Annotated in this window: 20 protein-coding genes and 1 riboswitch; of the genes, 6 read left to right on the forward strand and 14 right to left on the reverse strand. The window is 65.0% G+C overall.

Features of this window, described 5'->3' with window-relative positions; genetic code table 11:
• Positions 1–8: 8 nt before the first annotated feature.
• Positions 9–1,064, reverse strand: coding sequence for a pyridoxal-phosphate dependent enzyme (locus C1725_RS15600; RefSeq protein ID WP_102412532.1), 1,056 nt, complete (start codon positions 1,062–1,064; stop codon positions 9–11).
• Between the two features lie 163 nt (positions 1,065–1,227).
• Here C1725_RS15600 and C1725_RS15605 point away from each other — a divergent pair, with 163 nt between their 5' ends.
• Positions 1,228–2,583 carry an amidohydrolase gene (locus C1725_RS15605; protein ID WP_102412533.1) on the forward strand — a complete coding sequence of 452 codons (1,356 nt, stop codon included), beginning with the start codon at positions 1,228–1,230 and terminating at the stop codon, positions 2,581–2,583.
• Positions 2,584–2,657: 74 nt separating this feature from the next.
• Here C1725_RS15605 and C1725_RS15610 read toward each other — a convergent pair whose 3' ends face one another.
• The 3 genes from C1725_RS15610 to C1725_RS15620 form a co-directional block, all read right to left on the reverse strand.
• A complete protein-coding gene (locus C1725_RS15610; RefSeq protein ID WP_102412535.1) occupies positions 2,658–3,389 on the reverse strand; it encodes a GNAT family N-acetyltransferase in 732 nt (243 codons plus the stop codon).
• A 25-nt stretch (positions 3,390–3,414) separates the two neighbouring features.
• Positions 3,415–5,406, reverse strand: a complete 1,992-nt coding sequence (locus C1725_RS15615; RefSeq protein WP_102412536.1) for a GTP-binding protein — start codon at positions 5,404–5,406, stop codon at positions 3,415–3,417.
• A gap of 86 nt (positions 5,407–5,492) precedes the next feature.
• Positions 5,493–6,398 (reverse strand): sugar phosphate nucleotidyltransferase, encoded by a 906-nt coding sequence (locus C1725_RS15620; protein WP_102412537.1) that lies wholly within the window; start codon positions 6,396–6,398, stop codon positions 5,493–5,495.
• Between the two features lie 179 nt (positions 6,399–6,577).
• On the opposite strand from C1725_RS15620, the gene C1725_RS15625 reads away from it, so the two are divergent.
• Together C1725_RS15625 and C1725_RS15630 are read left to right on the forward strand one after the other, a co-directional pair.
• Positions 6,578–7,657 (forward strand): carcinine hydrolase/isopenicillin-N N-acyltransferase family protein, encoded by a 1,080-nt coding sequence (locus C1725_RS15625; protein ID WP_102412539.1) that lies wholly within the window; start codon positions 6,578–6,580, stop codon positions 7,655–7,657.
• Between the two features lie 77 nt (positions 7,658–7,734).
• Positions 7,735–8,760 (forward strand): aminotransferase class I/II-fold pyridoxal phosphate-dependent enzyme, encoded by a 1,026-nt coding sequence (locus tag C1725_RS15630; protein ID WP_102412541.1) that lies wholly within the window; start codon positions 7,735–7,737, stop codon positions 8,758–8,760.
• Positions 8,761–8,883: 123 nt separating this feature from the next.
• On the opposite strand, the gene arfA is transcribed toward C1725_RS15630, so the two are convergent.
• From arfA to C1725_RS15675, 9 genes are all read right to left on the reverse strand, one after another.
• On the reverse strand, positions 8,884–10,398 hold the full coding sequence (gene arfA / locus C1725_RS15635; RefSeq protein WP_346026726.1) for an arabinosylfuranosidase ArfA: 1,515 nt from the start codon (positions 10,396–10,398) through the stop codon (positions 8,884–8,886).
• Between the two features lie 75 nt (positions 10,399–10,473).
• Positions 10,474–11,415 carry a uroporphyrinogen decarboxylase family protein gene (locus tag C1725_RS15640; RefSeq protein WP_346026727.1) on the reverse strand — a complete coding sequence of 314 codons (942 nt, stop codon included), beginning with the start codon at positions 11,413–11,415 and terminating at the stop codon, positions 10,474–10,476.
• Positions 11,416–11,417: 2 nt separating this feature from the next.
• Complete coding sequence (locus C1725_RS15645) at positions 11,418–12,836, reverse strand: DUF4340 domain-containing protein (protein WP_102412545.1); 1,419 nt, start codon at positions 12,834–12,836, stop codon at positions 11,418–11,420.
• Positions 12,833–14,281, reverse strand: coding sequence for a Gldg family protein (locus C1725_RS15650; RefSeq protein ID WP_102412547.1), 1,449 nt, complete (start codon positions 14,279–14,281; stop codon positions 12,833–12,835). The genes C1725_RS15645 and C1725_RS15650 overlap by 4 nt, the downstream gene beginning before the upstream one ends.
• 2 nt (positions 14,282–14,283) lie before the next feature.
• On the reverse strand, positions 14,284–15,012 hold the full coding sequence (locus C1725_RS15655) for an ABC transporter permease subunit (RefSeq protein ID WP_102412549.1): 729 nt from the start codon (positions 15,010–15,012) through the stop codon (positions 14,284–14,286).
• Between the two features lie 4 nt (positions 15,013–15,016).
• Complete coding sequence (locus C1725_RS15660) at positions 15,017–15,949, reverse strand: ATP-binding cassette domain-containing protein (protein ID WP_102412551.1); 933 nt, start codon at positions 15,947–15,949, stop codon at positions 15,017–15,019.
• Between the two features lie 124 nt (positions 15,950–16,073).
• On the reverse strand, positions 16,074–17,609 hold the full coding sequence (locus C1725_RS15665; protein WP_346026728.1) for a type 2 periplasmic-binding domain-containing protein: 1,536 nt from the start codon (positions 17,607–17,609) through the stop codon (positions 16,074–16,076).
• 46 nt (positions 17,610–17,655) lie between these two features.
• Entirely contained in the window at positions 17,656–18,537 is an 882-nt protein-coding gene (locus C1725_RS15670; RefSeq protein ID WP_102412555.1) for an ABC transporter permease subunit, read from the reverse strand.
• 17 nt (positions 18,538–18,554) lie between these two features.
• Positions 18,555–19,523: an ABC transporter permease subunit gene (locus C1725_RS15675; RefSeq protein ID WP_102412557.1), complete on the reverse strand. Its 969-nt coding sequence runs from the start codon at positions 19,521–19,523 to the stop codon at positions 18,555–18,557.
• 300 nt (positions 19,524–19,823) lie between these two features.
• On the opposite strand from C1725_RS15675, the gene C1725_RS15680 reads away from it, so the two are divergent.
• From C1725_RS15680 to C1725_RS15690, 3 genes are all read left to right on the forward strand, one after another.
• The gene (locus tag C1725_RS15680) at positions 19,824–20,816 is read left to right on the forward strand and encodes an aldo/keto reductase (RefSeq protein ID WP_102412559.1); all 993 of its coding nucleotides are present in this window, start codon (positions 19,824–19,826) and stop codon (positions 20,814–20,816) included.
• A gap of 111 nt (positions 20,817–20,927) precedes the next feature.
• A riboswitch (ZMP/ZTP riboswitch) is annotated at positions 20,928–21,007 on the forward strand.
• 85 nt (positions 21,008–21,092) lie between these two features.
• Positions 21,093–21,803, forward strand: coding sequence for an IMP cyclohydrolase (locus C1725_RS15685; protein WP_102412561.1), 711 nt, complete (start codon positions 21,093–21,095; stop codon positions 21,801–21,803).
• A gap of 62 nt (positions 21,804–21,865) precedes the next feature.
• On the forward strand, positions 21,866–23,044 hold the full coding sequence (locus C1725_RS15690; protein ID WP_102412563.1) for a phosphoribosylaminoimidazolecarboxamide formyltransferase: 1,179 nt from the start codon (positions 21,866–21,868) through the stop codon (positions 23,042–23,044).
• Between the two features lie 77 nt (positions 23,045–23,121).
• On the opposite strand, the gene C1725_RS15695 is transcribed toward C1725_RS15690, so the two are convergent.
• Positions 23,122–24,186, reverse strand: coding sequence for a M24 family metallopeptidase (locus C1725_RS15695; protein ID WP_346026729.1), 1,065 nt, complete (start codon positions 24,184–24,186; stop codon positions 23,122–23,124).
• Positions 24,187–24,261 lie beyond the last annotated feature (75 nt).

Genomic DNA, 24,261 nt, shown 5'->3' on the forward strand with positions numbered 1-24,261 from the left:
TTCGCGCTTCAATCGGCCAAATCGCCCAAAATCTCCCTTTCCGCAAAAAGCGCCGTCGCGCCGCCTGTATGCCAAAATACCACCGTGCTGCCCGCCGCCACCCTGCCCGAGCGCACGTAGTCCAGCATTCCAGCAAACGCCTTGCCCGTATAGACGGGATCCAGAAGCAGCCCCTCTGTCCTTGCGAGCAGGCGAATCGCCTCCGTAGCGGCTTCGTTCGGCTGCTCGTAGCCCGGTGCAAAGTAGCCGCGATCCACGCAAATTTCGTCCGCGCCGACCGACTCGCCGCTCCCCAGATAGCGCAGCGTTTCGGTCGCGAGCGCTGCGCAGCGCGCTTCGTACGCCGCATCCTTGTCGCTGACGGCGATCGCCTGGATCCGCGGCCCTCCGCCCAGCAGGCGGCGGCCCGCGCAGAGGCCCGCGACGGTTCCGCCCGTACCCGTCGCGCTGAACACGCAGTCCGGCGCGATGCCTTCGGCATCGCACTGCTCGCGCAATTCCAGATAACCGCCGACGAAGCCCGCCGATCCGACGGCGCTCGCTCCGCCGAGGGGGATGTCGTAGCAGTGGCGCCCCTCGGCCTCAAGCCTCGCGGCGTGCGCGCGGCCAAGCGCGAAGCAGCGCGCCTCCGTCGCCGCCTCGCTCTCGCCCTCTTCCCCCTCGACGATGTGCATCTCCGCGCCCAGAACGCGGTCCAGCAGCATGTTGGAGCGCACGTCGCGCGCATCCGGCTCCACGTACGCGTTCAGGTAGAGGATCGGGTTCAGGCCCAGCATGCGGCAGGCGGTCACGGTCTGCATCGCGTGATTGGACTGCGTCGCGCCGTAGGTGAACACCGTATCGCAGCCTCCGGCCAGCGCGTCGCCCAGCAGATATTCGAGCTTCCGAACCTTATTTCCACCAAAGAGGCTCCTGCCGGAAAAGTCGTCCCGCTTGACGTACAGCTCGACGCCCAGCATCTGCGACAGGCGGCTCAACCGATGCAGCGGCGTCGGGAAAAAGCCCAGCCCGGCGCGCGGCCTGGCCGCGAGCATCGCGTGCACGGCCTTGTATCGTTCCTCCATCTTCCATTCCTCCCAGCGTGTTCCATTCGCTTTTCTTCTTGCATTCGCCGCACACCCGTAAATTCCTGCCGCCGGGCTTCGCGCCGTCCAAAAACGCCGCTTCCCCTTGCGGCGGGCGGCAGATGCGGTATAATGGAAGAAAAACAGGAAGAGGGGCTCTTCAATGCAGGACGCTCAGCTCATTTCGCTCGTGGACAGGCACCGCGGCGCGATCCTCAGTACGCAGGACTTTCTTTGGGCCCACCCCCAGACCGGCTATCGCGAATGGGAGGCGGACCGGTACATGGCCGCGCACTTCGAAGCCCTCGGCTACCGCCTCACGCGCGCGGGCGACATCCCCGGCTTTTACGCAGACGTGGACACGGGTCATCCGGGCCCGAAGGTAGCCCTGCTCGCGGAGCTCGACTCGCTCATCTGCAGGAACCACCCGGACGCGAACCCCGAGACGGGCGCTGTGCACGCCTGCGGCCACAGCGCGCAGTGCGCCGCGATGGCCGGACTGGCGGCGGCGCTGCGCGAGCCGGGCGCGCTGGACGGGTTGTGCGGGTCGATCCGGCTGATGGTCGTGCCTGCGGAGGAGCTCATCGAGATCGGCTACCGCGAGGCGCTCAGAAAGCGGGGCGTGATCCGCTATCTCGGCGGCAAGGTGGAGTTCCTCGCGCGCGGCTTCTTCGACGGCGTGGACATGGCGATGATGATCCACAACAGCGCCCACAGCGAGGGCCCTGCGATGCTCGTCGGAGAGGGCTGCAACGGCTGCGTCACCAAGCAGATGACGTTCACGGGCGTAGCCGCGCACGCGGGCGGCTCGCCGCACGAAGGAATCAACGCGCTGTACGCGGCGACGACGGCGCTCTCCGCGGTCAACGCGCTGCGCGAGACGTTCCGGGACGAAGACCACATCCGCTTTCACCCCATCATCACGAAGGGCGGACAGGCGGTCAACGCCATCCCAGACACGGTGGTGGTGGAAAGCTACGTGCGCGGCGCGACGATGGAGGCGATACGCGCGGCAAACGAGCGCGTCAACCGCGCGATGGCGGGCTGCGCGGCTGCCTTCGGCGCAAGCGTGCACCTGCAGGACCGCCCCGGCTATTCCCCGCTGCTGAACGACCGCACGCTCGCGCGGACGGCCTGCGAGGCGGCGGAGGCGGTGCTCGGCGCCTGCGAGGCGGCCTATGACGGCACGTGGGACACGGGCTGCACGGACATGGGCGACCTGAGCTGCGTGATGCCGGTCGTCCATCCCTACATCAAGGGCTCGCAGGGGCTGGGGCACGGCGACAACTACCGCATCGCAGACCCGGAGATGGCCTGCGTCGTGCCCGCGAAGATCCTGCTGCTCACGGCGCACCGGCTGCTCGCAAACGGCGCCGCGCGCGCCAAGGCCGTGCTCGAGAGCTTCAGGCCCCGCTATGCCAGCCGGGAGGCGTTCCTGTCGGCTATCGACGCGCTCTATCTAGATCGCGAGGCCGTCCGCGTACAGGAGGACGGCACGGTTCTGCTCGACTACAAATGACGGAGAAAAAATTGGACGGGGCCATCGCCTGCATTTCAGGAGAGGCCCCGTCCGCTGTTTTTCATCCCCGGCGTTTACGGACGCCGCGACCGCTCATAGGCGTCGATCTTGTCTTGGATCATCGCCCACGCCTCGCGGTTCCTTTCCTCGTAATCCCAGGGTTCGCGCGCCTGCGAAGCGAGGTTTACCGACAGCCAATTCGGCGGCTTTGCGCCCAGATACGGCCGGAATCCGAACTTGCCGTAAACCGAAAGCGCCCGATAGCTCCACGTCTGCGAGGTCAGGTACACGTAGCCCGCATACCCCAGCTCGTTATACAGGTCGAGCAGGCGTGTCACCAACGCCTTGGCGATTCCCCGCCCCTGATGGTCCGGATGCACGGCGACCCAGTGCAGGCGCTGGCGCTCCACCCCGAAGTGACGGCCCGGCCAGAGCGCGCCCGTACCCACGACGTCTCCCGCTGCATCCGTCACGAAGAGAAGACGTCTGCGCATCTCTTCATAGCAGGGAAACGCCTCGGCAGGTATATCCCTCCGTTCGGGCGGCCGCGGTTGCGCCCAGTCCGTCCCACAGCCCAGGAGAAACCCGCTTTGGAAGACTTCCTCCGCCTCCTGCAGAGAATCGACGTGGCCTACCAGGTGCTGCAATCGCGCCCACCGCGCTTCAAAGCCCGGCTCAAACGCGCTAAAGCGATACCCCTTCGGCAGCTCAAAGCGCGGATACGCCGCCGTATCCCGCTTTTCCATGATGACGCCGATGTGCGGCAGGGACTTGTCCAGCCCGGTGCGCAAAAAGCGCTCTTCCATAGGTTTCCCTCCCTTGGCAGGCAGCTTACGGGACGAAGGGCTTCGCCTCCCGCTCCGGGAGCGGACAGTGCGCCCAGTTCGGCGCCTCGCGCCAGCTGACGCCAAAGCCCGCGCCGTGGCTGCAGAACACGGAATCCGGCGTATCGGAGAGGCTCGCGAGCGGGTTATAGCCCGCGAGCGCGACGACCTCCTCCGCGTTCGCGCAGGGCGCGTAGTGCGACAGGGCGAACGACACCGCCCCGCGCCCGCGCGTCGCCGCCGTAAACTCCGGCGGATACTGTAGGAACGTCGCCGCCGGGCAGAGCCCCGACAGCGCGACGAGGCCGCCCGCGCTCACGGGCGCATCGAAGTCCGCGCGCAGGCGCGTGAGGTCGGAGAGGATTCGGCCCAGCGATTCCTCCGGCGCGGTGAGGGTAAAGCGGCAGACCGGCTCGAGCAGCACAGAGCGCGCGCCCATCAGCCCCTGCCGGATCGCGCGGTAGGTCGCCTCGCGGAAGTCGCCGCCCTCCGTGTGCTTGAGGTGCGCGCGTCCCGTGAGCAGCGTCACGCGCACGTCCGTCAGCGGCGCGCCCGTCAGCACGCCGCGGTGCGTGCGCTCCATCACGTGCGTATGGACGAGGCGCTGCCAGTTCAGGGCGAGCAAATCCACCGGGCATACGCTGTCAAACGTGACGCCGCTGCCGCGCGGCCCGGGCGTGAGGCGCAGGCGCACCTCCGCGTAGTGGCGCAGCGGTTCGTAGTGCCCGGTGCCGATCGCCTCGTCCGCGATCGTCTCCATGTAGAGGATGCGGCTTTGACCAAAGCCGACGCGCATGCGAAAGCGCGCCTCCAGAAGCTCCGTCAGCACTTCCAGCTGAATCGGGCCCATGACGCTGACCTCCAGGTCGCCCGAATCTGGGTCCGCGCCCACCGAGAGCGCAGGGTCCTCCTGCTCCAGCAGCCGCAGCGCCGAAAGCACCGCGTCCTTTGAAAGCGGCGGCGAAAACAACACGCGCGCGCGGAGCATCGGGCGCGTGTCGAAGCGGGAAAGCGCGGGTGCGCCGCCGATACGGTCGCCCGGAAGCGGCGTCTCCAGCCCCGTCGCCGCGACCACGTCCCCCGCCTGCGTCCGCTGAACCACGCGATACTTGTCGCCGCTGTACACGCGAAGCTCGTGCACCTTTTCGCGCACCGCCTCGCCCGCGCGCGTCAGGCTTGCGACCTCATCCTTGACGCAGAGCGCGCCGGAGAGCACCTTCATATGCACGACCCGCGCGCCCTGTGCGTCGCGCCGCACGCGAAAGACACGGGCCGCGAAGGGCGCATCGAGCTGGGGCGCTGCGTCTTTGAGCAGCGCGTCGAGCCCATAGAGCAGCTCCCGCACGCCCTCCCCCCTGAGCGCCGCGCCCGCGAAGGCCGGAAACAGCTGTCTCTGCGCCGTCTCCAGCCGCGCTGCGCGCAGAAAGTCCTCGCTAGATGCCGTACCCGCGAGGTAGCCCTCCAGCAGCGCCTCGTCGCGCGCGGCGATTTCCTCCTTCGCGGCGGGCGCAAACGAGCCCTCCGCCGCGCCCGCGTCCAGCAGCACGCAGTCTCCCGTGAGCCGCGCGCGGATGCCGTCCAGCGTGCGCCGGACGTCCGCCCCCTCCCGATCCGTCTTGTTCAGGAAGAAAAAGACCGGAAGCCCCGCCTGCCGCGCGAGCCGCCAGACCGTCTCCGTGTGGCTTTGCACGCCCTCCACGCAGCTCACGACCAGAATGGCCGCGTCCAGCACCTGCAGGGCGCGCTCCATCTCCGCCGAAAAATCCGCGTGGCCGGGCGTGTCGAGCAGGGTGTACTGATTTTCCCCCAGCGCAAAGACCGCCTGCCCGGAAAAGATGGTAATGCCCCGGCGCCGCTCCAGCGCGTCCGCATCCATGAAGGCGTCCTGATGATCCACCCGTCCGGGCGCGCGCAGGACGCCCGCGAGGTAAAGAATCTGCTCGGACAGGGTGGTCTTGCCCGCGTCCACGTGCGCCAAAATGCCAATCGTCCTGTTCATGCAACCGGCGGGATTCTCTCCCCGCGCGCCTCCTAACCCATTTCATTTGGACAAAAGGACACCGGAAGCCCAGCTTCCGGCTCATCTCAGTCTCTGAGCGTCTTCGGGTACACGCCCGCGGCGTGCAGCGCCTTCAGCTCGCCCATGACGTAGGGCTTGTCCTCCCTGTAGGTAATGCCGAACCAGACCGCGTCCGTGGAGAGCACGCGCACCGACAGCCCGCCCGCCCGCATCAGGTCGTCCACCATGATCGGCAGCAGGCACTCGCCCTTCACGCTGTCCGGCGCAAGCGCCTTTAAGAACGCGGTAAAGTAGGCGTCCGCCGCCTCGAAGATCCACGGGGTGAAGCCCCAGAAGTTCATGGAGACCAGCGCCTGCGGGTCGAGCGCCGCGCCCTCCTCGCTCTGGGAGGTATCGCGGATGGTGCCGTCCGGGAAGGGGCGAATCTTGTACGTCTCCTTGACCGCGGCCAGCTTGCCGTCCAGCAGCGAACAGACGCCGCGCGTCACCGTGCCGTTTTCGGAGACCGTGTTGCACAGGCGGTATCCGACCATCGCCGCCTCGCCCGTGGGCGCGAGGCTTTGCAGGCAGTCGTGCATGGACTGAAAGGCGGGCACGCCGTAGTAATCGTCCGCGTTGAGCACCGCGAAGGGCTCATGCACGACGTCCCGCGCACAGAGGATGGCGTGCACCGTGCCGAACGGCTTGGTGCGCCCCGCCGGCACCTGATAAAACGCAGGGAGCGAAGAAAAATCCTGAAAGGCGTATTCGACCTTCACCTTTTTCGCGATGCGGTCGCCCACCATCTCGCGCACGGTATCCAGCATTTCGCGTTTGATGATAAAGACTACCTTGTTAAAGCCCGCGCGGATTGCGTCGTAAATCGAATACTCCATCAGGATCTCGCCGCCCGGCCCGATCGCGTCCACCTGCTTGTTGCCGCCATAGCGCGATCCCATGCCCGCCGCCATGATGATAAGCGTCGTGTTCATCTCTGTTCTCTCCTCTTTTGCCGCGGCCTGCAGCCGCATCATCGGTTTGCTGCATTCAGTATAGCAGATTTTGTCTGTTTCGTCCACTCATGGCGCTTGACAGAATGTGCCTGTTATGGTATCCTTTCTCCCGTTTATATTGAATATCAAAATATTAGAACATCAAAGGAGAAAACGCCATGACATCCACCCCCAAGCATTCCGCCCGGCGCCACCCGCTGCGAATCCTGCTGGTCTGCGTCCTTCTCGCGCTGGTCGTCGCCCTTGCGGCCCTGCTTACGCTGTTTCAAGGCGAGCTGCGCACGCTGATGACGGTCGAAAAGCAGCGCGAATACCCGCTGTACACCATGAACTACCTGGGCGACTACGGCTTTGACAAGTACCTGGCGGAGGGCTCTGCGAGCGATGCGGAGCTGATCGCCTTCGTCACCCGCACGCTGCTCAAGGGCATCCCCCTGCCGTTCAGCATCCCCGACCTCGGCTGCTCGACGTTTAACGCCGTCACCCCCGAAGGAGAGGCGATATTCGGGCGCAACTTCGACCTTTCCTACTCGCCCGCGCTGCTCGTGCGCACGCAGCCGAAGGACGGATATGCGTCTCTTTCGATGGTCAACATGGGCTTTCTGGGTTACGGCGAGGGCAAGCTGCCGGATTCGCTGCTTTCTTCCTTCATCCTGCTCGCCGCGCCTTACGCGCCGCTGGACGGCGTGAACGAGAAGGGCGTGTCCATCGGCGTGCTGCTCATTCCCACCGAGCCGACGGCGCAGGAGACGGGCAAGACGCCCATCAGCACCACCGCCGCGGTGCGGCTGGTGCTGGACAAGGCCGCGAGCGTGGACGAGGCGATCGACCTGCTCTCGCGCTACGACATGCACGCCTCGGCGGGCAGCAGCTACCACTTCCAGATCGCGGACGCGCAGGGCCATTCCGCCGTCGTCGAATTCGAGGGCGACGTCATGAGCGTCGTGCGCGCAGACACGCCCTATCAGGCCTGCACCAACTTTTTGCAGACGCCCGCCTATTACGGCCAGGGCAAGGGGCTGGAGCGCTACGACCTGCTCGTGCGAACGCTGGCGGAAAAGGGCGGTGTGCTCACGATGGAGGAGGGCATGGCGCTCCTGTCCGCCGTCAGCCAGCCCTTTGAGGACGTGACGTCCGACAGCGACACGCAATGGTCGGTGATGTACAACAACGCGACGGGCGAAGCCGTGGTCTGCGCGGGCCGCGACTACGAAAACCCGTATTTCACATCGCTCTGACGCGCCGCGCGCTTGTGTTTTTTCCCGTCCTGTGCTAAACTGCCAGACAGATTCACGCGAGAAAAGAGGCGCATTTCATGATTCTGTTTCTGAACGATTACAGCGAGGGCGCGCACCCGCGCATCCTCGAAGCCATGGCGGAGGGCAACCTGCGCCAGCAGCGCGGCTATGGGCTGGACGACATCTCGCTTCGCGCACACGAGCGGATTCGCGCGCTGATCGACCGTCCGGACGCGGACGTGCACCTGCTCACCGGCGGCACCAGCGCCAACCTCGTCGCGCTGAGCGCCTTCCTGCGCCCGCACGAGGCCGTCATCTGCGCGGACTGCGGCCACATCAACACGCACGAAACCGGCGCGCTCGAGGGCGCGGGCCACAAGATCCTGACCGCCCCTTCCCACGACGGCAAGCTGACCGCGCAGGCCGTACGCCGCATCGCCGCCGCCCATACGGACGAGCACATGGTGCGCCCGCGCGCGGTGTTCATCTCGAACGCCTCCGAGCTGGGGACGGTGTACAGCCTGGAGGAGCTGCGCGGCTTACGCGCGGCCTGCGACGCGTGCGGCCTGTACCTGTACATGGACGGCGCGCGCCTGGGCGCGGCACTCGCGAGCGAGGGCTGCGATGTGCGCTTCAGCGACCTGCCGGGCCTGTGCGACGCCTTTTACATCGGCGGCACGAAGAACGGCGCGCTCATTGGCGAGGCAATGGTGCTCGTAAACCCCGCCCTCAAGGCCGACTTCCGCTACCTCATCAAGAACCGGGGCGGCATGCTCGCCAAGGGCTTCGTCGCAGGCTATCAGTTCGACGTGCTGATGCAGGACGGCCTGTACCTGCGCCTTGCCCGCCACGCGAACGGGATGGCGCAGGTGATCCGCGCCGCGTTCTCCGAAAGGGACGTTCCCTTCTTCGTGGAGACGGCCACCAACCAGCTCTTCCCCATCCTGACCGCCCCGCAGATCGCGTATCTCGAGCGGGATTTCGGCTTTCAGGTCTGGGAGCAGCTTTCGGACGGGCGCACCGCCATCCGCATCGTCACCAGCTGGGCAACGCCCGAGGAAAACGCCCGCGCGCTCGCAGAGGCGATTGCGGGGATGCCGTAATATCGCAGCTACGGAGGTTCCTGCGTCTCCCCGCGCCGAACCCTCTTCGTCTCCTCACGGAATCGCCATGAAAAACCGGCGGCATAGCCTCTTCAGGGCTGCGCCGCCGGTTTTTGTGCGCTATCAGGCTTCTTTTTCGAGCCGGATCACGTTCCAACTGAGGTTTCCGAGCTTTACGGTCAGCCTGCCGCCCTCCATCGCGCCGCCCGCGCCCCGCACAGGGGCGACCGCATCCGGGTTTTCCAGCGTGTTCTTCGCGCCCACGTCGTCGTGGTGCAGGACGATGTGCTCCGCCACCCGCAGGTTTTCAAAGGCGCGCAGGTCCAGCGAGAGGGCGATGTCCTCGTGCAGGTCCTTGTTGACCGCAAAGACCGTCACGCCGCCCCCCTCGTTTTCGACCGCGACCGCGTCCACGCAGGGCACGGCGCCGAGCTCCTTCGTCTCGTAGGCCGGGCTTTTAAGCACGGGCAAAAGCGCCGTGCCGCGCCCATAGCGCGAGGCGTGCATGAAGGGGTAAAAGATCGTCTGGCACCACGCGCCACCGCCCGCGCGGGTCATGATCGGCGCGATGACGTTCACGAGCTGTGCCATGCAGGCGACCTTCACGCGGTCCGCGTGGCGCAGCAGGGTGATGAGCATGCTGCCCACCAGCAGCGCGTCCTCGAAGGTATAGTCGTCCTCCAGCAGCGGCGGGGCCTCGCGCCACACGCGGCTGTCGTAATACTTCTGGTCGCGTCCATTGGAGTGATACCAGACGTTCCACTCGTCGAACGAAAGGTTGATCTGCTTCTTCCCGTGCTTTTTGCCCTGTACGGCATCGCAGATGCTCACGACGCTGCGGATGAACGCGTCCATGTTGACGCTCTGCGCCAGGAACGTGGGCGTGTCGCCCGCCGCGTTGCCGTAATACTGGTGCAGCGAGACGTAATCGACCGTGTCGTACGCCTCTTCCAGCACCGTGCGCTCCCAATCCCCGAACGTGGGCATGGTGAGGCTGGACGAGCCGCAGGCCACCAGCTCGATCGACGGATCGATCCACTTCATGACCTTGCCCGCCTCAGAGGCGACGCGCGCGTACTCCTGCGCGGTCTTATGGCCGATCTGCCAGGGGCCGTCCATCTCGTTGCCCAGGCACCAGAGCTTTACGCCGAAGGGCTCCTGCGCGCCGTTTTGCCGCCTCAGATCGGACCAGTAGCTTCCGCCCGGATGGTTGCAGTATTCCACGATGTTTCGCGCCGCGTCCACCCCGCGCGTGCCCAGGTTGATCGCCATCATCACGCTGCTGTCGGCCTTCTTCGCCCAGTCGCAGAACTCGTGGATGCCCACCGCGTTGGACTCGGTCGAAAACCACGCCATGTCCAGGCGCTTCGGACGGCCCTCCCTGGGCCCAACGCCGTCCTCCCAGTTATAGCCGGAAACGAAGTTGCCGCCCGGCCAGCGCACGATGGGCACGCCGAGCTTGCGCACGAGGCCCAGCACGTCCAGACGGAAGCCCTGCTCGTCCGCGAGCGGATGGCCGGGCTCGTAAATCCCGGTGTAGATGGCGCGGCCCAGGTGTTCCAGAAACGAACCGTAGATGCGCCGGTCGACCTCGCCAATGCGATAATCCCGGTCGAGGATCATGCGTGCTTCTTTCAAAGGATATTCGCCTCCCGTACGGATGAACTTTTCCCTCATGATAGCCCAAAGCGCGCGCCGTGGCAAGCAAAATCTTCAGGCCTCCTCGAGCGCCTCGATCACCCAGCGGATGCGGGCGGGGTCGATGTCCCGGGGCAGGGAACAGTCCGCGCCCACGATCAGGCCCTCCGCGCCCGCCTCGTTCAAAAGCGTGCGCGTGAACGAGCGCACCTGCCCCTTCCCTCCCCGGTGCAGCAGCGCGCCCTCCCGGTTGTCGAAGCCGCCCATGACCACGCGGCCCGGGAAAAGCGAGCGTCCCTCCGCGAGGCTGAGCCCCTCCACGCCCACCGCCCAGTTGACGATGCGGCCCGGATAGTCCTTCCACAGGTCGAGCTGGTTGGGCACGCCGTCCCAGCCGCACAGGTGCAGGAGGTTTGCGTCCGACAGCTCATTTGCGCGCAGGACGACGCGCCGGTCGCTGGGGGCGATCAGCCGCGCGTATTCCTCCGGCGAAAAACGCCCCCGCTCCGCCCCCTGCAGGGGCAGCATCATCCCCCGCGTGCCGGTCTGCGTCAGGATGCCCTCGATGAGCAGACAGGTATCCTCCGCGATGACGTCCAGCACGTGCAGCGCGGCCTTCTCGTCTGAACGGAGCAGGGCCATGCTCTGCGCGTCGCCCATCGCGTGCTTGAGCGTGGCGTACGGCGAAAAGGCGTTGTACAGGGTAAACGCCTCGCCCGAAAGCGCCTCGTTGATGCGCGCGGCGCGCTCCACCTGCCCGGAAATGTACGCGCTTTTCCTGCCCAGCGGACGCAGAGAGAGCAAGTCCTGCGCGGACGGCGATTCGGGCAGCGGATAGAAGAAGAACTCGTCGCACATCATCTTCAGGATGTCCTCCCCGCTCTCCCGGTAAAACCGCACGTGCTCCCGCACGGTCGCCTCGGGCCCGATATCGCCAAAGTGATGCCAGAAGCATACGGGCGGACGGTCCACCGGCCTGCCCAGCAGGGTATTGACGGCGCGTGTCATGCGATTCATGCTCATTCCTCCCCTGCAAACCGCTCAAAGACGGCGTCCACCTTCTGGCGGGCGATCAGAAACGCGGCCTCGCCGTCCCGTTCCACCGCGTCGTAGGTATCGCCGCAGTCAAGAAAGCGAAGCGTCCACTCCGTGCCATCCGTAAAGGTATAGGTAAACGACGCGCGGCAGGCGCCGGGCTGCTGCCCCTCGCCCAGCCTGCGGTCGATGAGCAGGCCGATCGCCGCCTGATAATACGGCCTAAAATCCTCCAGCTCCACCGCCTCGCCGTCCACCCAATAGCGCGCTTCCCCCGTCTGCGTCCGCTCCACAGAGAGCCGGTGCGTCTCCCCGCCGCGCCTGAGCGTCAGCGTCTTTACGTCCGCAAGCGACACCAGGCCCGGGAGCTGCTCCGCCAGGTAGGTCACGCGCGCGATCTCGGGGATGCGCGCGGCGTCCTGCGAGAGCGCGTACACCGCGTCGCCTTCGTCAAGGCGCGCGTACAACGCGCCGTCCGCCTCCCCCACCTGCGCGTCCAGGGTTTCCTCGCCCGCGCTCAACAGATGAAGGGTGAAGAGCGGCGCGTCCAGCCCGTAGGTGGAAAGCGCCTCCTTCCCCTCCGCACGGCCCGTGTAGCGCTCAATTTCGAGGCCGCAGACCGCGAGGAAGAGCTCTGCCGCACGCTCGGAGCTCGCCGGATAGCGAATCGGCTCCGTCATCTCCGCGACGGTGTTGAAGGGATTGGCCTCCGTCACGCGCGCGACGCTCACCGTCTCCCCGCCCCGCGGGGTGACCGCCGCCCGAAGGAGCGTCTCCGCCTGGAACATCGTGAGGTCTGGAAGCGCGGCAAGCGCCTTTGCGCCCGCGCTCAACGTCTCGTAGACCGCTCGGTTGACCACGTAGACGCCGTCCGTCCCCTCCACCTGCGCGTAGCGGCCCTCGCCCGTGGCGGGCGCGTCGCCCAGATGAAGCGTCAGCGTCCGGCCGTCCGCGTAGGTAAAAGACGCCGACACCCGGGCTGGGTCGAGCCCAAAGGCCGCCGCGTCCTGCGCGTCGATGCGCTGGCGGGCGAGCAGCGACGCCCCGCAGCTCAGCACGCGCCTTGCGGCCGCCGCGTCGATGGAGAGCGCGTCGTCCGAAAGCGCGAAGCTTCCGTCCTCCCCCGCGCGCAGGGTATAGGCCTCTCCCTGCGCCTCGACCCGCGCGGCCACGGGCGTGCCCGCGCCTGCCGGGATGAGCTGCGTAAGGCCGCTTTCGGCCTTCTGCGCCGGGGCATTCGTGGGCTTCTGCTCCCTCGCGGGGAACAGAAGCGCCGCGCTCGCCGCAAGGAAGATCGCCGTCAGCGCGGCTAGGACGCGGGGCGCGCGCGGGCCGCGGCGAGGAAGCGCCCTGCGCAGCTCCGCCGCCGGACGAAGCAGCGGATTCTTTCTCTCTTCGCTCATCTTCTGCGCCTCCTGACCTGCACCGCGACGCCGGCGACCGCCGCGGCCGCCGGCAGCGCCAGCGTCAGCGCGAGGATGCGCCACGCGGCTGCCGCGCTGGGAATCACCATGCTGGTATCCGCGATTTCGCGCACGGGAATCGAAATCCCGCTCTCGCGCTCCGAAAGCCAGGAGAGCGCGCTCGCCATCAGATCCAGGTTATAGGTCGAATAGAGCAGGCTGCTGTCCATCGCGGTGTACAGGGAACCGATGAAGACGGCGCGCGTCTTGCCCTCCTCCTGCGCGCGCTCCACGGATACGGCCAGCTGACAGCTTCCTGCCGGATCGCCCGCCTCGCGCGTGAACGCCTCGCTGTCCGTGCGCTTGACGTAGGCGCCGTCGGATGTCGTCAGCAGCGCCTCGTACGTGTACCCGGACAGCGGAATCTGCGGTCCCGCGACGGCGCGCGCGCCGGGCAGGACGACGCGCTGATCCGCCGCCATGCCGGAAAGCGCCGCTGCGTCCCGGTTCAGGTCGGGCGCGAGGTAGAGCGGCGAGTTCATCCAGTTGCCCGCCGCCGTCTCGGCCTCTACGACGATGCCGGGCTCAAACGAAAGCGAATAGCGCCCAGCGAGCTCCGCGAAGCGCGGCAGGTTCTCCATGTTCACCGTCGCGTCCACGGCAAAAAAGAGCCGCCCGTCCTCATCCAGCCAGCGCTGCAGCGCCGCCGCCTCCTGCTCCGTCAGGTCGCGCGCGGGCGAAAGGACCAGCAGCACGTCCCCGCTCTTCAGCGCCGGGTCCTTGAGCAGCTCGTAATCCGTCACCTCGTAGTTCTCCGCCGAAAGCCTATCGGCGAGCGTCTCGCAGTCCCCGGTGGACAACTCGCCGTGACCCGTGAGGAAGCCGATGCGCGGCATGTCCTCGCTCGTCACATAGGCGACGGCGGAGGTGAGCTTCTGCTCCGCATTTACGCCTGTGAGGGCGTACCCGCCGGATCGGGTGCGCGTGTACGCGTACATCTCCCGCGCGTTAACGACCTTAAAGCGGCTTCCGTCCGCATTGGCCACGATGGCCGAGCCCTCGGCGATCGCGTCGTCCCCCGTCTTAAAGGCGGCGATGCGGTTCGGCTCCGTCACCGGATCGATCGTGTCCACCGTAACGTCCCATCCCCGGGCCGCGTACTGCCCCGCGAGCGTCTCCAGCGTTCTGCGAAGGTCGGTCGCCGTGGCTTTCTGAAAGACGAGGTGGATGGAAACGGGCTCGTCCGTCTGCTCCAGAATTTTGAGCGTCTGCTCGCTCAGGCGCGAAATGGCCGTCGGCGTCAGGTCGATTTGCAGGGAATACCGCGCCTGCAAGGCGCCCGCCGACGCGCACACGAGCGCCGCCGACAGGACGACCGCGGCGAGCTTCATAAATGCGCGCAGCGGGAGCGTGCGCCCGGCCCTCTCTTTTTTCGTCTTCGACACGTTCAGGCCGCCCCCTTTCTGCTCCAGCGCCGCCTGTCCATCAGGTAGACCGTGATGCTCAGCACGACCGCCGCGAACGTGGCATAGTAGGCGACGGACGCGGGCGCGATCATGCCGCTGGTGAAATCGGCATAGCGGGCGTTCAGCGAGAGCACGCCAAGCAGGCCGGGCAAGAACGGCAGGTAGGGCACGTGCAGCGTAGGCGCGATCATCTCCAGGAGCTGCAGCAGCATGTTCGCCCCGAACGTGAGCACGGCGGCCGTAATCTGGCTCTCCGTGACGGCGCTCATCAAAAGGCCGATGGCGATGTAGCAGGCACACAGCAGGAAGAAGCCCAGGTAGTTTGAAAAGACGAGCCCTGCGTAGACCCGCGCGTAGCAGCCGATGACCGCGACGTACAGAAACGTGCCGGCGAGCGCGACGAGCAGTACCGCGCAGGCGGCGAAGAACTTGCCCAGCACGACGGAGGCAAGGCTCGCCGGCGCGCAGTAGAGGAGCTGCACCGTGCGGCTCCTGCGTTCCTCGCTCAGCAGCCGCATCGTAAGCAGCGGCACGATCATCATGAAGAGGTACGACATGTTGCCAAAGAGCGCGCTCAGGTCGGACGAAGCGGCGAGCACGTTGTACAGGAAAAAAAAGACGGCGCCGAGCAGCCAGAAGATGCCCGTGAAGACGTAGCCCGTGGGGGTCAGGAAGTACTGCATAAGCTCGCGCTTGAAAACGCTCGTCATCGTCTCACTCCTCCGCTTCGTCTTCGGTCAGCCGCAGGAAGATGTCCTCCAGCTCCACGTCCATCGGGTACAGCATGCGCAGGCCGCAGCCCGCCTGAAGCAGCGACCGCGCCAGCAGCCCGCCCACATCTTCCTCCGTCTCGAGGAGGAAGTCCTGGCAGCCCGGCTCGCGCGCGGGCAGAGGGGCCAGCTGCCGCAGCCCCGGCAGCGCCTCAAGCGCAGCCCTCGCGCCCGCGCCCTGTACGCGCACCTTGAGCCGATGCCCTTCGCGATGGCGCGCGGCGATCTCGTCCATGCTGCCCGCTGCGACGACCCGTCCTTTTTTAACGATGACGGCGCTGTCGCAGACGTCCTGAATCTCGTGCAGGATGTGGCTGGAGATGAGGACCGCGTGATCCTCCCCCAGCGCGCGGATGAGGCTGCGGATGCCCACCATCTGCTGCGGGTCGAGGCCCACGGTCGGTTCGTCCAAAATGATGAGCCCCGGATTGCCGACGAGCGCCTGCGCGAGCCCGACGCGTTGGCGGTATCCCTTGGAAAGATTGCGGATGAGCCTTCCCTGCTGCTCCGAAAGGCCCGTCAGCGCGCACACCTCCTCGACGTGGCTCCTGCGCACGCGCCGCCTGATCCGTTTGAGCCCGCACACGAAATCCAGGTATTCCCGAACCGTCAGATCCGGGTAGAGCGGCGGGATCTCCGGCAGGTACCCGATTTCCTGTTTATAGGCGTCCCCGAGGCGCAGCGCATCCTGCCCCTGAAAGAGCACGCGCCCTGAGGTAGGCGCAAGGCAGCCCGCGAGGATGTTCAGAGTCGTGGACTTTCCCGCGCCGTTCCGCCCCAGAAAACCCGTCACCTGACCCGCGCGCACCTCGAAGGAGACGCCGCGGACGGCGTCGTGGTTTCCGTAGCGTTTTGTGATGTCTTCCACCTGCAGCATGTATCTGGCCTCCGTCCGTCGTCGCCCGGTCTTATCCGAAAAGGCCGGCCGCGTCAAACGCGGCCGGCGCATTCCCCGGAGCCTGCGGGCTCCGCGCTTCAAGCTTTCGGGTTGCCGCGCGCCGTCAGTCGACGAACGCGTGGTACTGCTCCGTCCATACGGCGCTGCGGATCTGTCCGTCGATCTCCCAGGCGGTCTGCACGGTCTGGTTCCATTCGTCCTCGGTCAGTTCGCCCACGAGCGCCTTCTCCATCGCTTCCTTGATCAGCGTGTCGGCGTCGTTCGTGAGGTACTCCGCGTCGGTGCCGTTCAGGTCGTAGGGCACGTAATAGTCAAAGCTCGGGATCGCCTGGATGCCCGCGTCGATCTGCTCGCGCATCTGCCAGGCGGTATAGGTGCGCCAGTTGTCCTCGGAGAAGTAGGGCTCCGGGTACTTGTCGTAGTCGTACCACTCGAGCAGCTGATACTCCAGCATGTAGCGGTCGGTCGCGCCGTCCGGCTGGGTAAACGTCTTGCCGTCCTCGCTGAGGATGTAGTGGTCGCCCTCGATGCCGTAGGTCGCGAGCATGTAGTTCTCCTCGGAAGCGTAGATCCAGTCGAGCAGCTTGAGCGCCCACTGCGGGTCGGTGCTGGTCGCGGAGAGCGCGACCTCCGCCATGTAGGTCGGGTTTCCGCCCCACGCGCTCACGCCGCTGGGCGCGTCGGTGAAGTTGGGAATCGCCGCCCAGGAGCAGGAGCTGTCCGGGTTCGCCTCCATCAGGCGCGAGGTGCCCTGCAGGCCCATGTTGTACCAGCCGGAGCACATGCCGATGCGGTCGGTCGCGCCCATGTCGTTGGCCGTCTCGTTGGTCATCGTCAGGTAATCCTGATTGATGTAGCCCTTCTGATACCACTCCGCACCCTTGGCGACCAGCGCCCAGGCGTTCTCGTGCATGTACCAGGGCATCACCGTGCCGTCCTCGGTGAGGTAACGGTCCTCGTTGTCGCAGTTGCCCTTGGTGCCCAGGTAATAGACGTGCAGCGGGCCGTTCCACAGGCTCTGGAAGTACGGGATGTAGCCGTATTCGTCGTTCGGATCGCCGTTGCCGTTCACATCCTGCGTCTTCACGCCCTCAAAGTACGCCTCCAGCTCCGGCAGCGTGGTGGGCATTTCCATGTTCAGCTTTTCGAGCCAGTCCGTGCGAATGGAGGGCACGCCGCCCGCGGTGAACGACTCGTGGCGCGGCAGCGCCCAGATGTTGCCCTCGGCGTCCTTGCAGGGGATCCAGGCTTCCTCAGGGATCATGGCCATCACGTTGGGAAGATACGTGTCGAGCATCTCCTGCGTGTAGGGCACGATCGCGCCGTTGGCCGCGTAGGTGGACCAGACGCCGCTGTTCGCGGTCAGGTTCAGGGTGTCGAACTTCTCCGAGCCCGCGATCATGACGTTGACCTTCTCGGCCCAGGTGTTCTCGGCCACGACGATGACCTCGAAGTCGATGCCCGACTTTTCCTCGATCAGCGCCTTGATCTTGTCGTTCTCCGTCTTGTTTTCCTTGTTGGAGTTGGAGCGGATGACGAAGCGCGCAGGCTCTTGCTGCACCGCGTCCTCGGCCGCCGCGCCCGCGATCATCGCAAGCGCCATGACCGCCGCCAGTACCAGGGAAACAACCTTTTTCATGTAGGTACCTCCTCTTTCTATGTCGCTTTTCGCACCCATCGTCGCCTCAGCCCTTCACCGAACCCACCAGCATGCCCTTGACGAAGTACTTTTGCAGGAACGGGTAGACGCACAGGATCGGGACGGTGGCGATGACGATGGTTGACATACGAACGGTTTCCGCCGGGGGGATGTTGTCCATCGCGGAGCCGACGGTGGCGATGTCCGCGACGGTGGCGCTGTCGATCAGCTGGCGCAGCGTGTACTGCATGGTCCACATTTCCTTCCTGTTCATGTAGAGCATGGAGTCGAACCACATGTTCCAGTGATACACCGCGTAAAAAAGCGTGATCGTGGCGATGGACGCGGTGGAAAGCGGCAAGTAAATGCGAAAGAAGATGTGCAGGTCGTTTGCGCCGTCCAGCTTTGCGGATTCCTCCAGCGAGTCGGGAATCTGCATGAAGAAATTGCGCATGATGATGAGGTTAAAGGCGTTGACCATCGAGGGCAGGATGTACACCCAGAAGTTGTTGATGAGCCCCAGGGACTTGTTGAGCAAAAAGCTGGGGATCAGCCCGCCGGAAAACCACATGGTAAAGACGATCATGCCGGTGAGGGCCCTTCGCGGCGGGTAGTACTTCTTGGAGAGCGGGTAGGCCAGCAGCGTGGTCACGACGATGTTGAGCGTCGTGCCGATCAGCGTGCGGGCGATGGTGGTCAGGTAGGAATTGATGATATTCGACCCGGAGGACAGGATGAACCGGTATCCGGACCAGTCGAACGTCCGTGGGATCAGGCGCAGCGGGTTCAGCGCGCGCTCAAATTCCGGCGTCACCGAGCGGCCGAGGACGAAGAGGATGGGATAGATCATGATCGCGCACAGCACCACCATGACGACGTCGTTGACGACGAGAAACGTCTTCTCGCCCTTTGTAACCGTGCCTGCCATTTGCTTTCCTCCCCTTCTCAGAACAGACCTTCAGCGCCCAGCTTTTTGGAGGCGCGGTTGCTGAACAGGATCATCGCCAGCGCGAGCACCGACTTGACCAGGCCGACCGCGGCCGTGTAGGAGAACTTGGACTCCTGAATGCCGTTGCGGTAGATGTAGGTTTCAAACACGTCGGAAACCTCGTAGACCGAGGGGCTGTAGAGGTTGAAGATCTGGTCGAAGTTGTCGTCGAACATCTTGCCGATCTGCAGGATCAGCATGATCGCGATGATCTCGGAGATGGCGGGCAGCGTGATGTGGAGGATCTGCTGAAGCTTGTTCGCGCCGTCCACGCGCGCGGCCTCGTACTGCTCCTGATCGATGCTGGTGATCGCCGCCAGGTAGACGATGGAGCCGTAGCCGATGCTCTTCCAGATTTCGCTCAGGATGAGGATCGGGCGGAACCACTGCTTGCTCGTCAGGAAGTAGACCGGCTGGCCCCCGCACAGCTTGATGAGCGCGTTTACCGCGCCGCTGTCGGGCGAGAGCAGCGTGTTGAGCAGCCCGGCCACCACGACCCACGAGAGAAAGTAGGGCATGTAGGTCACCGTCTGCACCGTGCGCTTAAACCAGGTAGAGCGGATCTCGTTGATCATCAGCGCCAGCAGGATCGGCGCGGGGAAGCTGAAGATCAGGCGCAGGACGCTCAGGTAAATCGTGTTGCTAAAGACGCGCTTGCAGTAGATCGACTTGAAGAAAACCTCGAAGTTCTTGAGCCCCACCCAATCGGACTGCATGATCGCGGCAAAGCCGCCCGCCGCGCCCTTGTAGTTTTTAAAGGCGATGAGGATGCCGTACATCGGCACGTACTTGAAGAGGATAAAAAAACAAAGTCCCGGCAGCACCATCAGGTGCAGATAGCGGTATTCGACGACGGCATGCCAGATGCGCTGCCCCATCGACCTTTGCAGCGGCCCCCTCGCTCTTGCGACACCCGAAGCTTTCATGGATCTACCCCTTTTCCATATGCAAATAATTACACGATTTGTTGGCATTCTTTGCCGTCGACGCCAAGCTTTATGTGAACTCATTATACAAAGCATTTTCGCGCACTAAAAGCGCAAAAGACGCAGAAAACGTGCAGAATCAATCATCATGGGGCCCGGCGTTTGGTGAATTGTCCCCTATGCGTTCCTGCGCATGCGCGCGAAAATAAGCGTTTCTGCGCGAAGGTTCGTCGAAAACGCGATGGCTTCAAAAGAGGACTTCCTGTATAATAAAACACATCAGCAGAAGGAGGCGCTTTCATGACATACGTTCCCGCCGAATCGCGCTACGACGCGATGCCTTACCGCCGCTGCGGGCGCAGCGGCCTGATGCTCCCCGCGATTTCGCTTGGGCTCTGGCATAACTTCGGCAACATCACGCCCTTCGGCGTGCAGCAGAGCCTGCTGCGCACCGCCTTTGACAACGGCATCACCCATTTCGACCTGGCCAACAACTACGGCCCGCCCTACGGCGAGGCGGAGCGGAACTTCGGCGTCCACATGGACCGCGACTGGAAGCCCCACCGCGACGAGCTGGTGATCTCGACCAAGGCCGGTTACGACATGTGGAAGGGCCCCTACGGCGACCACGGCAGCCGCAAATACCTGATCGCCAGCCTCGATCAGAGCCTGCGGCGCATGCACCTTGACTACGTGGACATCTTTTACCACCACCGGCCCGACCCCGACACGCCGATCGAGGAGACGATGGGCGCGCTCGACCAGATCGTGCGCTCGGGCAAGGCGCTCTACGTCGGCCTTTCCAACTACAACGCCGAGCAGACCTCCGAGGCGGTGAAGGCGCTGAAGGCCCTCGGCACGCCCTGCCTCATCCACCAGCCGAACTACTCCATGTTCAACCGCTGGATCGAGGGCGGGCTGACCGGCGTGCTGCGCCGGGAAAGCGTCGGCTGCATCGCCTTTGCGCCGCTGCAAAACGGCCTGCTCACGAGCAAGTACCTCAAGGGCATCCCGGCGGACTCCCGCGCCGCGCACGACCCGCGTTACCTGCACGCCAGCGACATCACGCCCGAAAAGATCGCGAAGATTGAAAAGCTGAACGAAATCGCCCTGTCGCGCGATCAGAGCCTCGCCCAGATGGCGCTGTGCTGGGTGCTGCGCGACGAGGTGGTCACCTCCGCGCTGATCGGCGCCAGCCGCCCGGAGCAGATCGTGGAAAACGCGGCGGCGCTGCGCCACGCCGGGTTCACGCCCGAAGAGCTCGCGCGCATCGACGCGATCCTCGCGAAGTAATCCCCTTGGCCCCACGGCCCGGACGCCCTGCGCGCCGGGCCTTTTTTCCGCCGCCCCGCCCGCTTTTTTGCCCGATCCCGCTTGACATTTTGCCAAATTCATGCTACGTTGAAGCTGTTATACGACTGACGGAAGTGGAAGGAACCACGGGGAGTATAACCTTGGATAAGCCGACCGTCTGGGCAAACGCTTGGATACGTGTGCGGCTTTTTTCGTATTTCATCGCCGCCGCGCCCAGGCCGCTTTCAATTCAAAAGATCAGAGGAGGAATGGTGCTTGAAAACGCCGCTCGAACAGCAACTGAAGGAAAACGCCTATCCCGGCAGGGGAATCGTCATCGGCCGGTCCGAAGACGGAAAGTCGGCCGTGACCGCCTACTTCATCATGGGCCGAAGCGAGAACAGCCGCAACCGCGTCTTCGTCGAGGAGGGCGAGGGCATCCGCACGCAGGCGTTCGACCCCTCGAAGATGAAAGATCCCAGCCTCATCATCTACGCGCCGGTGCGCGTGCTCGGCAACAAGACGATCGTCACCAACGGGGATCAGACGGACACGATCTACGAGGGCATGGACAGGCAGCTCACGTTTGAGCAATCCCTGCGCACCCGCGCATTCGAGCCGGACGCGCCCAACTACACGCCGCGCATCTCCGGCATCCTGCACGTGGAAAACGGCGCGTTCAGCTACGCGCTGTCCATCCTCAAGAGCGCGGACGGCGACCCGGCGCAGTGCAACCGCTTTACCTTCGCCTACAGCGACTGCCTGCCGGGGCAGGGCCACTTCATCCACACCTATATGCATGACGGGGATCCGCTGCCCAGCTTCACGGGCGAGCCCAGGCCGGTCGCCATTCCCAACGACATCGACGCCTTTACGCGGCTCCTCTGGCAGAGCCTTAACGAGGACAACAAGGTCTCCCTCTTCGTCCGCTTCATCGACATCGCGTCCGGCGCGCACGAGAGCCGCATCGTCAACAAGAACCGGTAAGACATCCCCGTCGGGGCGGCCGAAGGACGCCGCTTCTTTATGAGTAGAAAGGAAGACGCCACGTGAAAGAATTCACCCTGAAATACGGCTGCAACCCCAACCAGAAGCCCTCGCGCATCTACGTCGCGGACGCCAGCGACCTGCCGGTGGAGATCCTCGGCGGCAGGCCCGGCTACATCAACTTTCTGGACGCGCTCAACGGCTGGCAGCTCGTTCGCGAGCTGAAGCAGGCGACCGGGCTGCCAGCCGCCACCTCGTTCAAGCACGTCTCGCCCGCGGGCGCGGCGGTGGGCCTGCCGCTCAGCGATACGCTCAGAAAGATTTACTGGGTGGACGACATGGGCGAACTCTCGCCGCTGGCCTGCGCCTACGCGCGCGCGCGCGGCGCGGACCGCATGTCCTCCTTCGGCGACTTCATCGCGCTGTCCGACCCCTGCGACGCGAGCACCGCCGCCATTATCAAGCGCGAGGTCTCCGACGGCGTGATCGCCCCGGGATATTCCGAGGAGGCGCTGTCCATCCTCCGCCAGAAGAAAAACGGCAGCTACTGCATCATCCAGATCGACGAGCAGTACCGCCCCGCCCCGCTGGAGCACAAGGAGGTCTTCGGCGTCACGTTCGAGCAGGGGCGTCAGGAGCTGCCCATCGACGACGCGCTGCTTTCCAACATCGTGACGAAAAACACGGAGCTGCCCGAAGCGGCCCGGCGTGACCTGAAGATCGCGCTCATCACGCTCAAGTACACGCAGTCCAACTCCGTATGCTTCGTGAAGGACGGTCAGGCCATCGGCGTGGGCGCGGGCCAGCAATCCCGCGTGCACTGCACGCGCCTGGCCGGGCAGAAGGCCGACAACTGGTTCCTCCGCCAGTCCCCGCAGGTGCTGAACCTGCCGTTCGTGGACGGCATCCGCCGCGCGGACCGCGACAACGCCATCGACGTGTACATCGGCGAGGAGTACATGGACGTGCTGGCGGACGGCGCCTGGCAGCGTCTCTTCAAGGAAAAGCCGCCGGTCTTCACCCGCGAGGAAAAGCGCGCGTGGCTCGACCGCCTGCAGGGCGTGACGCTGGGCTCCGACGCCTTCTTCCCCTTCTCCGACAACATCGAGCGCGCGCACAAGAGCGGCGTTCAGTACGTCGCGGAGCCGGGCGGCTCCGTGCGCGACGACGCCGTGATCGAGTGCTGCGACAAGTACGGCATGGTGATGGCCTTCACCGGCATCCGGCTCTTCCATCATTAAAAGCTGAAAAGCAGCGCATCAGCGCTCCGCCGAAGGGGGAATCCCTTCGGCGGAGCATTTTTTATGCCAGCGGGGCATCAGCCGACGATGCGCAGCTCCTTGGGGTGGTGATTGAAGAGCTCGCAGCCTTCCTTCGTGACGCAGACCAGATCCTCGATGCGCACGCCGAACGCCCCGGGCAGGTAGATGCCCGGCTCGATGGAAAAGCACATGTTTTCCGCCACCGGCAGGTTCCGTCCGCCCACGTCGAACGGCTCCTCGTGATAGTCGATGCCGATGCCGTGGCTGGTGCGGTGCGGATAGCGGTCGCCATATCCCGCGCGCTCGATGACCTCCCGCGCCGCCCGGTCGATCTGCGCGATCGGGACGCCCGGCCGCACCGCCGCGATGGCCGCCCGGTTCGCCTCCAGCACGACCTCGTAAACCTCGCGCTGAAGCGCGGAACAGCTTCTAAAGAAGACGGTCCGCGTCATGTCGCTGTAATAGCCGTCGATGCGCTTGCCCGTGTCCACGCTCACCGCGTCGCCCGGACACAGCCGCGCGTCGCCCGGCGCGTGGTGCGGCTCCGCCGAGCCCTTTCCGAAACAGACCATCGGGTCTCCCTGAAAGCGCCCCACGCCCCGCCTTTCAAAGCACTCGGAAAAGACGGCGCCGAGCTCCAGCTCCGTCATCCCCTCCCGAAGGCGGGCAAACGCGTCCTCGAACACGAGATCCGTGATCTCGCTCGCCCGCCGCAGGCGCATGACCTCGTCCGGCTCCTTGATCATTCGCGCTTCCTCCACGCAGGAGCTGACCGTGAAGCGCAGCTCCGGGCGGGCCGCCATCAGCGGAAGCAGAAACCTGCTGGCGAGGTAGCCGTCCACGCCCGTATCAGCGTCCTCCAAAAGATCCGAAAGCGTCGCCGCGGTGCGCCCCGTGTCGCTGTACACGGTCACATCACACCCCTCCGGATTGATCACCGCCAGCACGTAGCAGAGCATCCTGCACGCCGCCTGCGTGACCACGAGCGCGTCCAATCGGTCGTGCGGTTCGACCCACTCCCCTGTCAGGTAGTAAATCGCCTGCGGCTGCGTGACGATGATCTGAGACAGCCCGTTCATCGCCATCCGTTCCCGCACGCGCCGTAGCCTGTTTTCAAGCATGAGCCCCATCCTTTCCAGGTTGATTGATCTATATCATAACACAAAAGCTATGCATTGTCCGATCTAAAACGAGCA

The sequence above is a fragment of the Beduinella massiliensis genome (genome assembly GCF_900199405.1).
In the GTDB taxonomy this organism is placed as follows: Bacteria; Bacillota; Clostridia; order Christensenellales; family Aristaeellaceae; genus Beduinella; species Beduinella massiliensis.

Coding starts and splice junctions, on each gene's coding strand:
- C1725_RS15605 (WP_102412533.1), top strand. CDS start 1,228: ATGCAGGACGCTCAGCTCATTTCGCTCGTGGACAGGCACCGCGGCGCG.
- C1725_RS15670 (WP_102412555.1), bottom strand. CDS start 18,537: ATGGCAGGCACGGTTACAAAGGGCGAGAAGACGTTTCTCGTCGTCAAC.
- C1725_RS15620 (WP_102412537.1), bottom strand. CDS start 6,398: ATGAACACGACGCTTATCATCATGGCGGCGGGCATGGGATCGCGCTAT.
- C1725_RS15630 (WP_102412541.1), top strand. CDS start 7,735: ATGATTCTGTTTCTGAACGATTACAGCGAGGGCGCGCACCCGCGCATC.
- C1725_RS15645 (WP_102412545.1), bottom strand. CDS start 12,836: ATGAGCGAAGAGAGAAAGAATCCGCTGCTTCGTCCGGCGGCGGAGCTG.
- C1725_RS15615 (WP_102412536.1), bottom strand. CDS start 5,406: ATGAACAGGACGATTGGCATTTTGGCGCACGTGGACGCGGGCAAGACC.
- C1725_RS15675 (WP_102412557.1), bottom strand. CDS start 19,523: ATGAAAGCTTCGGGTGTCGCAAGAGCGAGGGGGCCGCTGCAAAGGTCG.
- C1725_RS15600 (WP_102412532.1), bottom strand. CDS start 1,064: ATGGAGGAACGATACAAGGCCGTGCACGCGATGCTCGCGGCCAGGCCG.
- C1725_RS15625 (WP_102412539.1), top strand. CDS start 6,578: ATGACATCCACCCCCAAGCATTCCGCCCGGCGCCACCCGCTGCGAATC.
- C1725_RS15695 (WP_346026729.1), bottom strand. CDS start 24,186: ATGCTTGAAAACAGGCTACGGCGCGTGCGGGAACGGATGGCGATGAAC.
- C1725_RS15655 (WP_102412549.1), bottom strand. CDS start 15,012: ATGACGAGCGTTTTCAAGCGCGAGCTTATGCAGTACTTCCTGACCCCC.
- C1725_RS15640 (WP_346026727.1), bottom strand. CDS start 11,415: ATGAATCGCATGACACGCGCCGTCAATACCCTGCTGGGCAGGCCGGTG.
- C1725_RS15680 (WP_102412559.1), top strand. CDS start 19,824: ATGACATACGTTCCCGCCGAATCGCGCTACGACGCGATGCCTTACCGC.
- C1725_RS15610 (WP_102412535.1), bottom strand. CDS start 3,389: ATGGAAGAGCGCTTTTTGCGCACCGGGCTGGACAAGTCCCTGCCGCAC.
- C1725_RS15660 (WP_102412551.1), bottom strand. CDS start 15,949: ATGCTGCAGGTGGAAGACATCACAAAACGCTACGGAAACCACGACGCC.
- C1725_RS15665 (WP_346026728.1), bottom strand. CDS start 17,609: ATGAAAAAGGTTGTTTCCCTGGTACTGGCGGCGGTCATGGCGCTTGCG.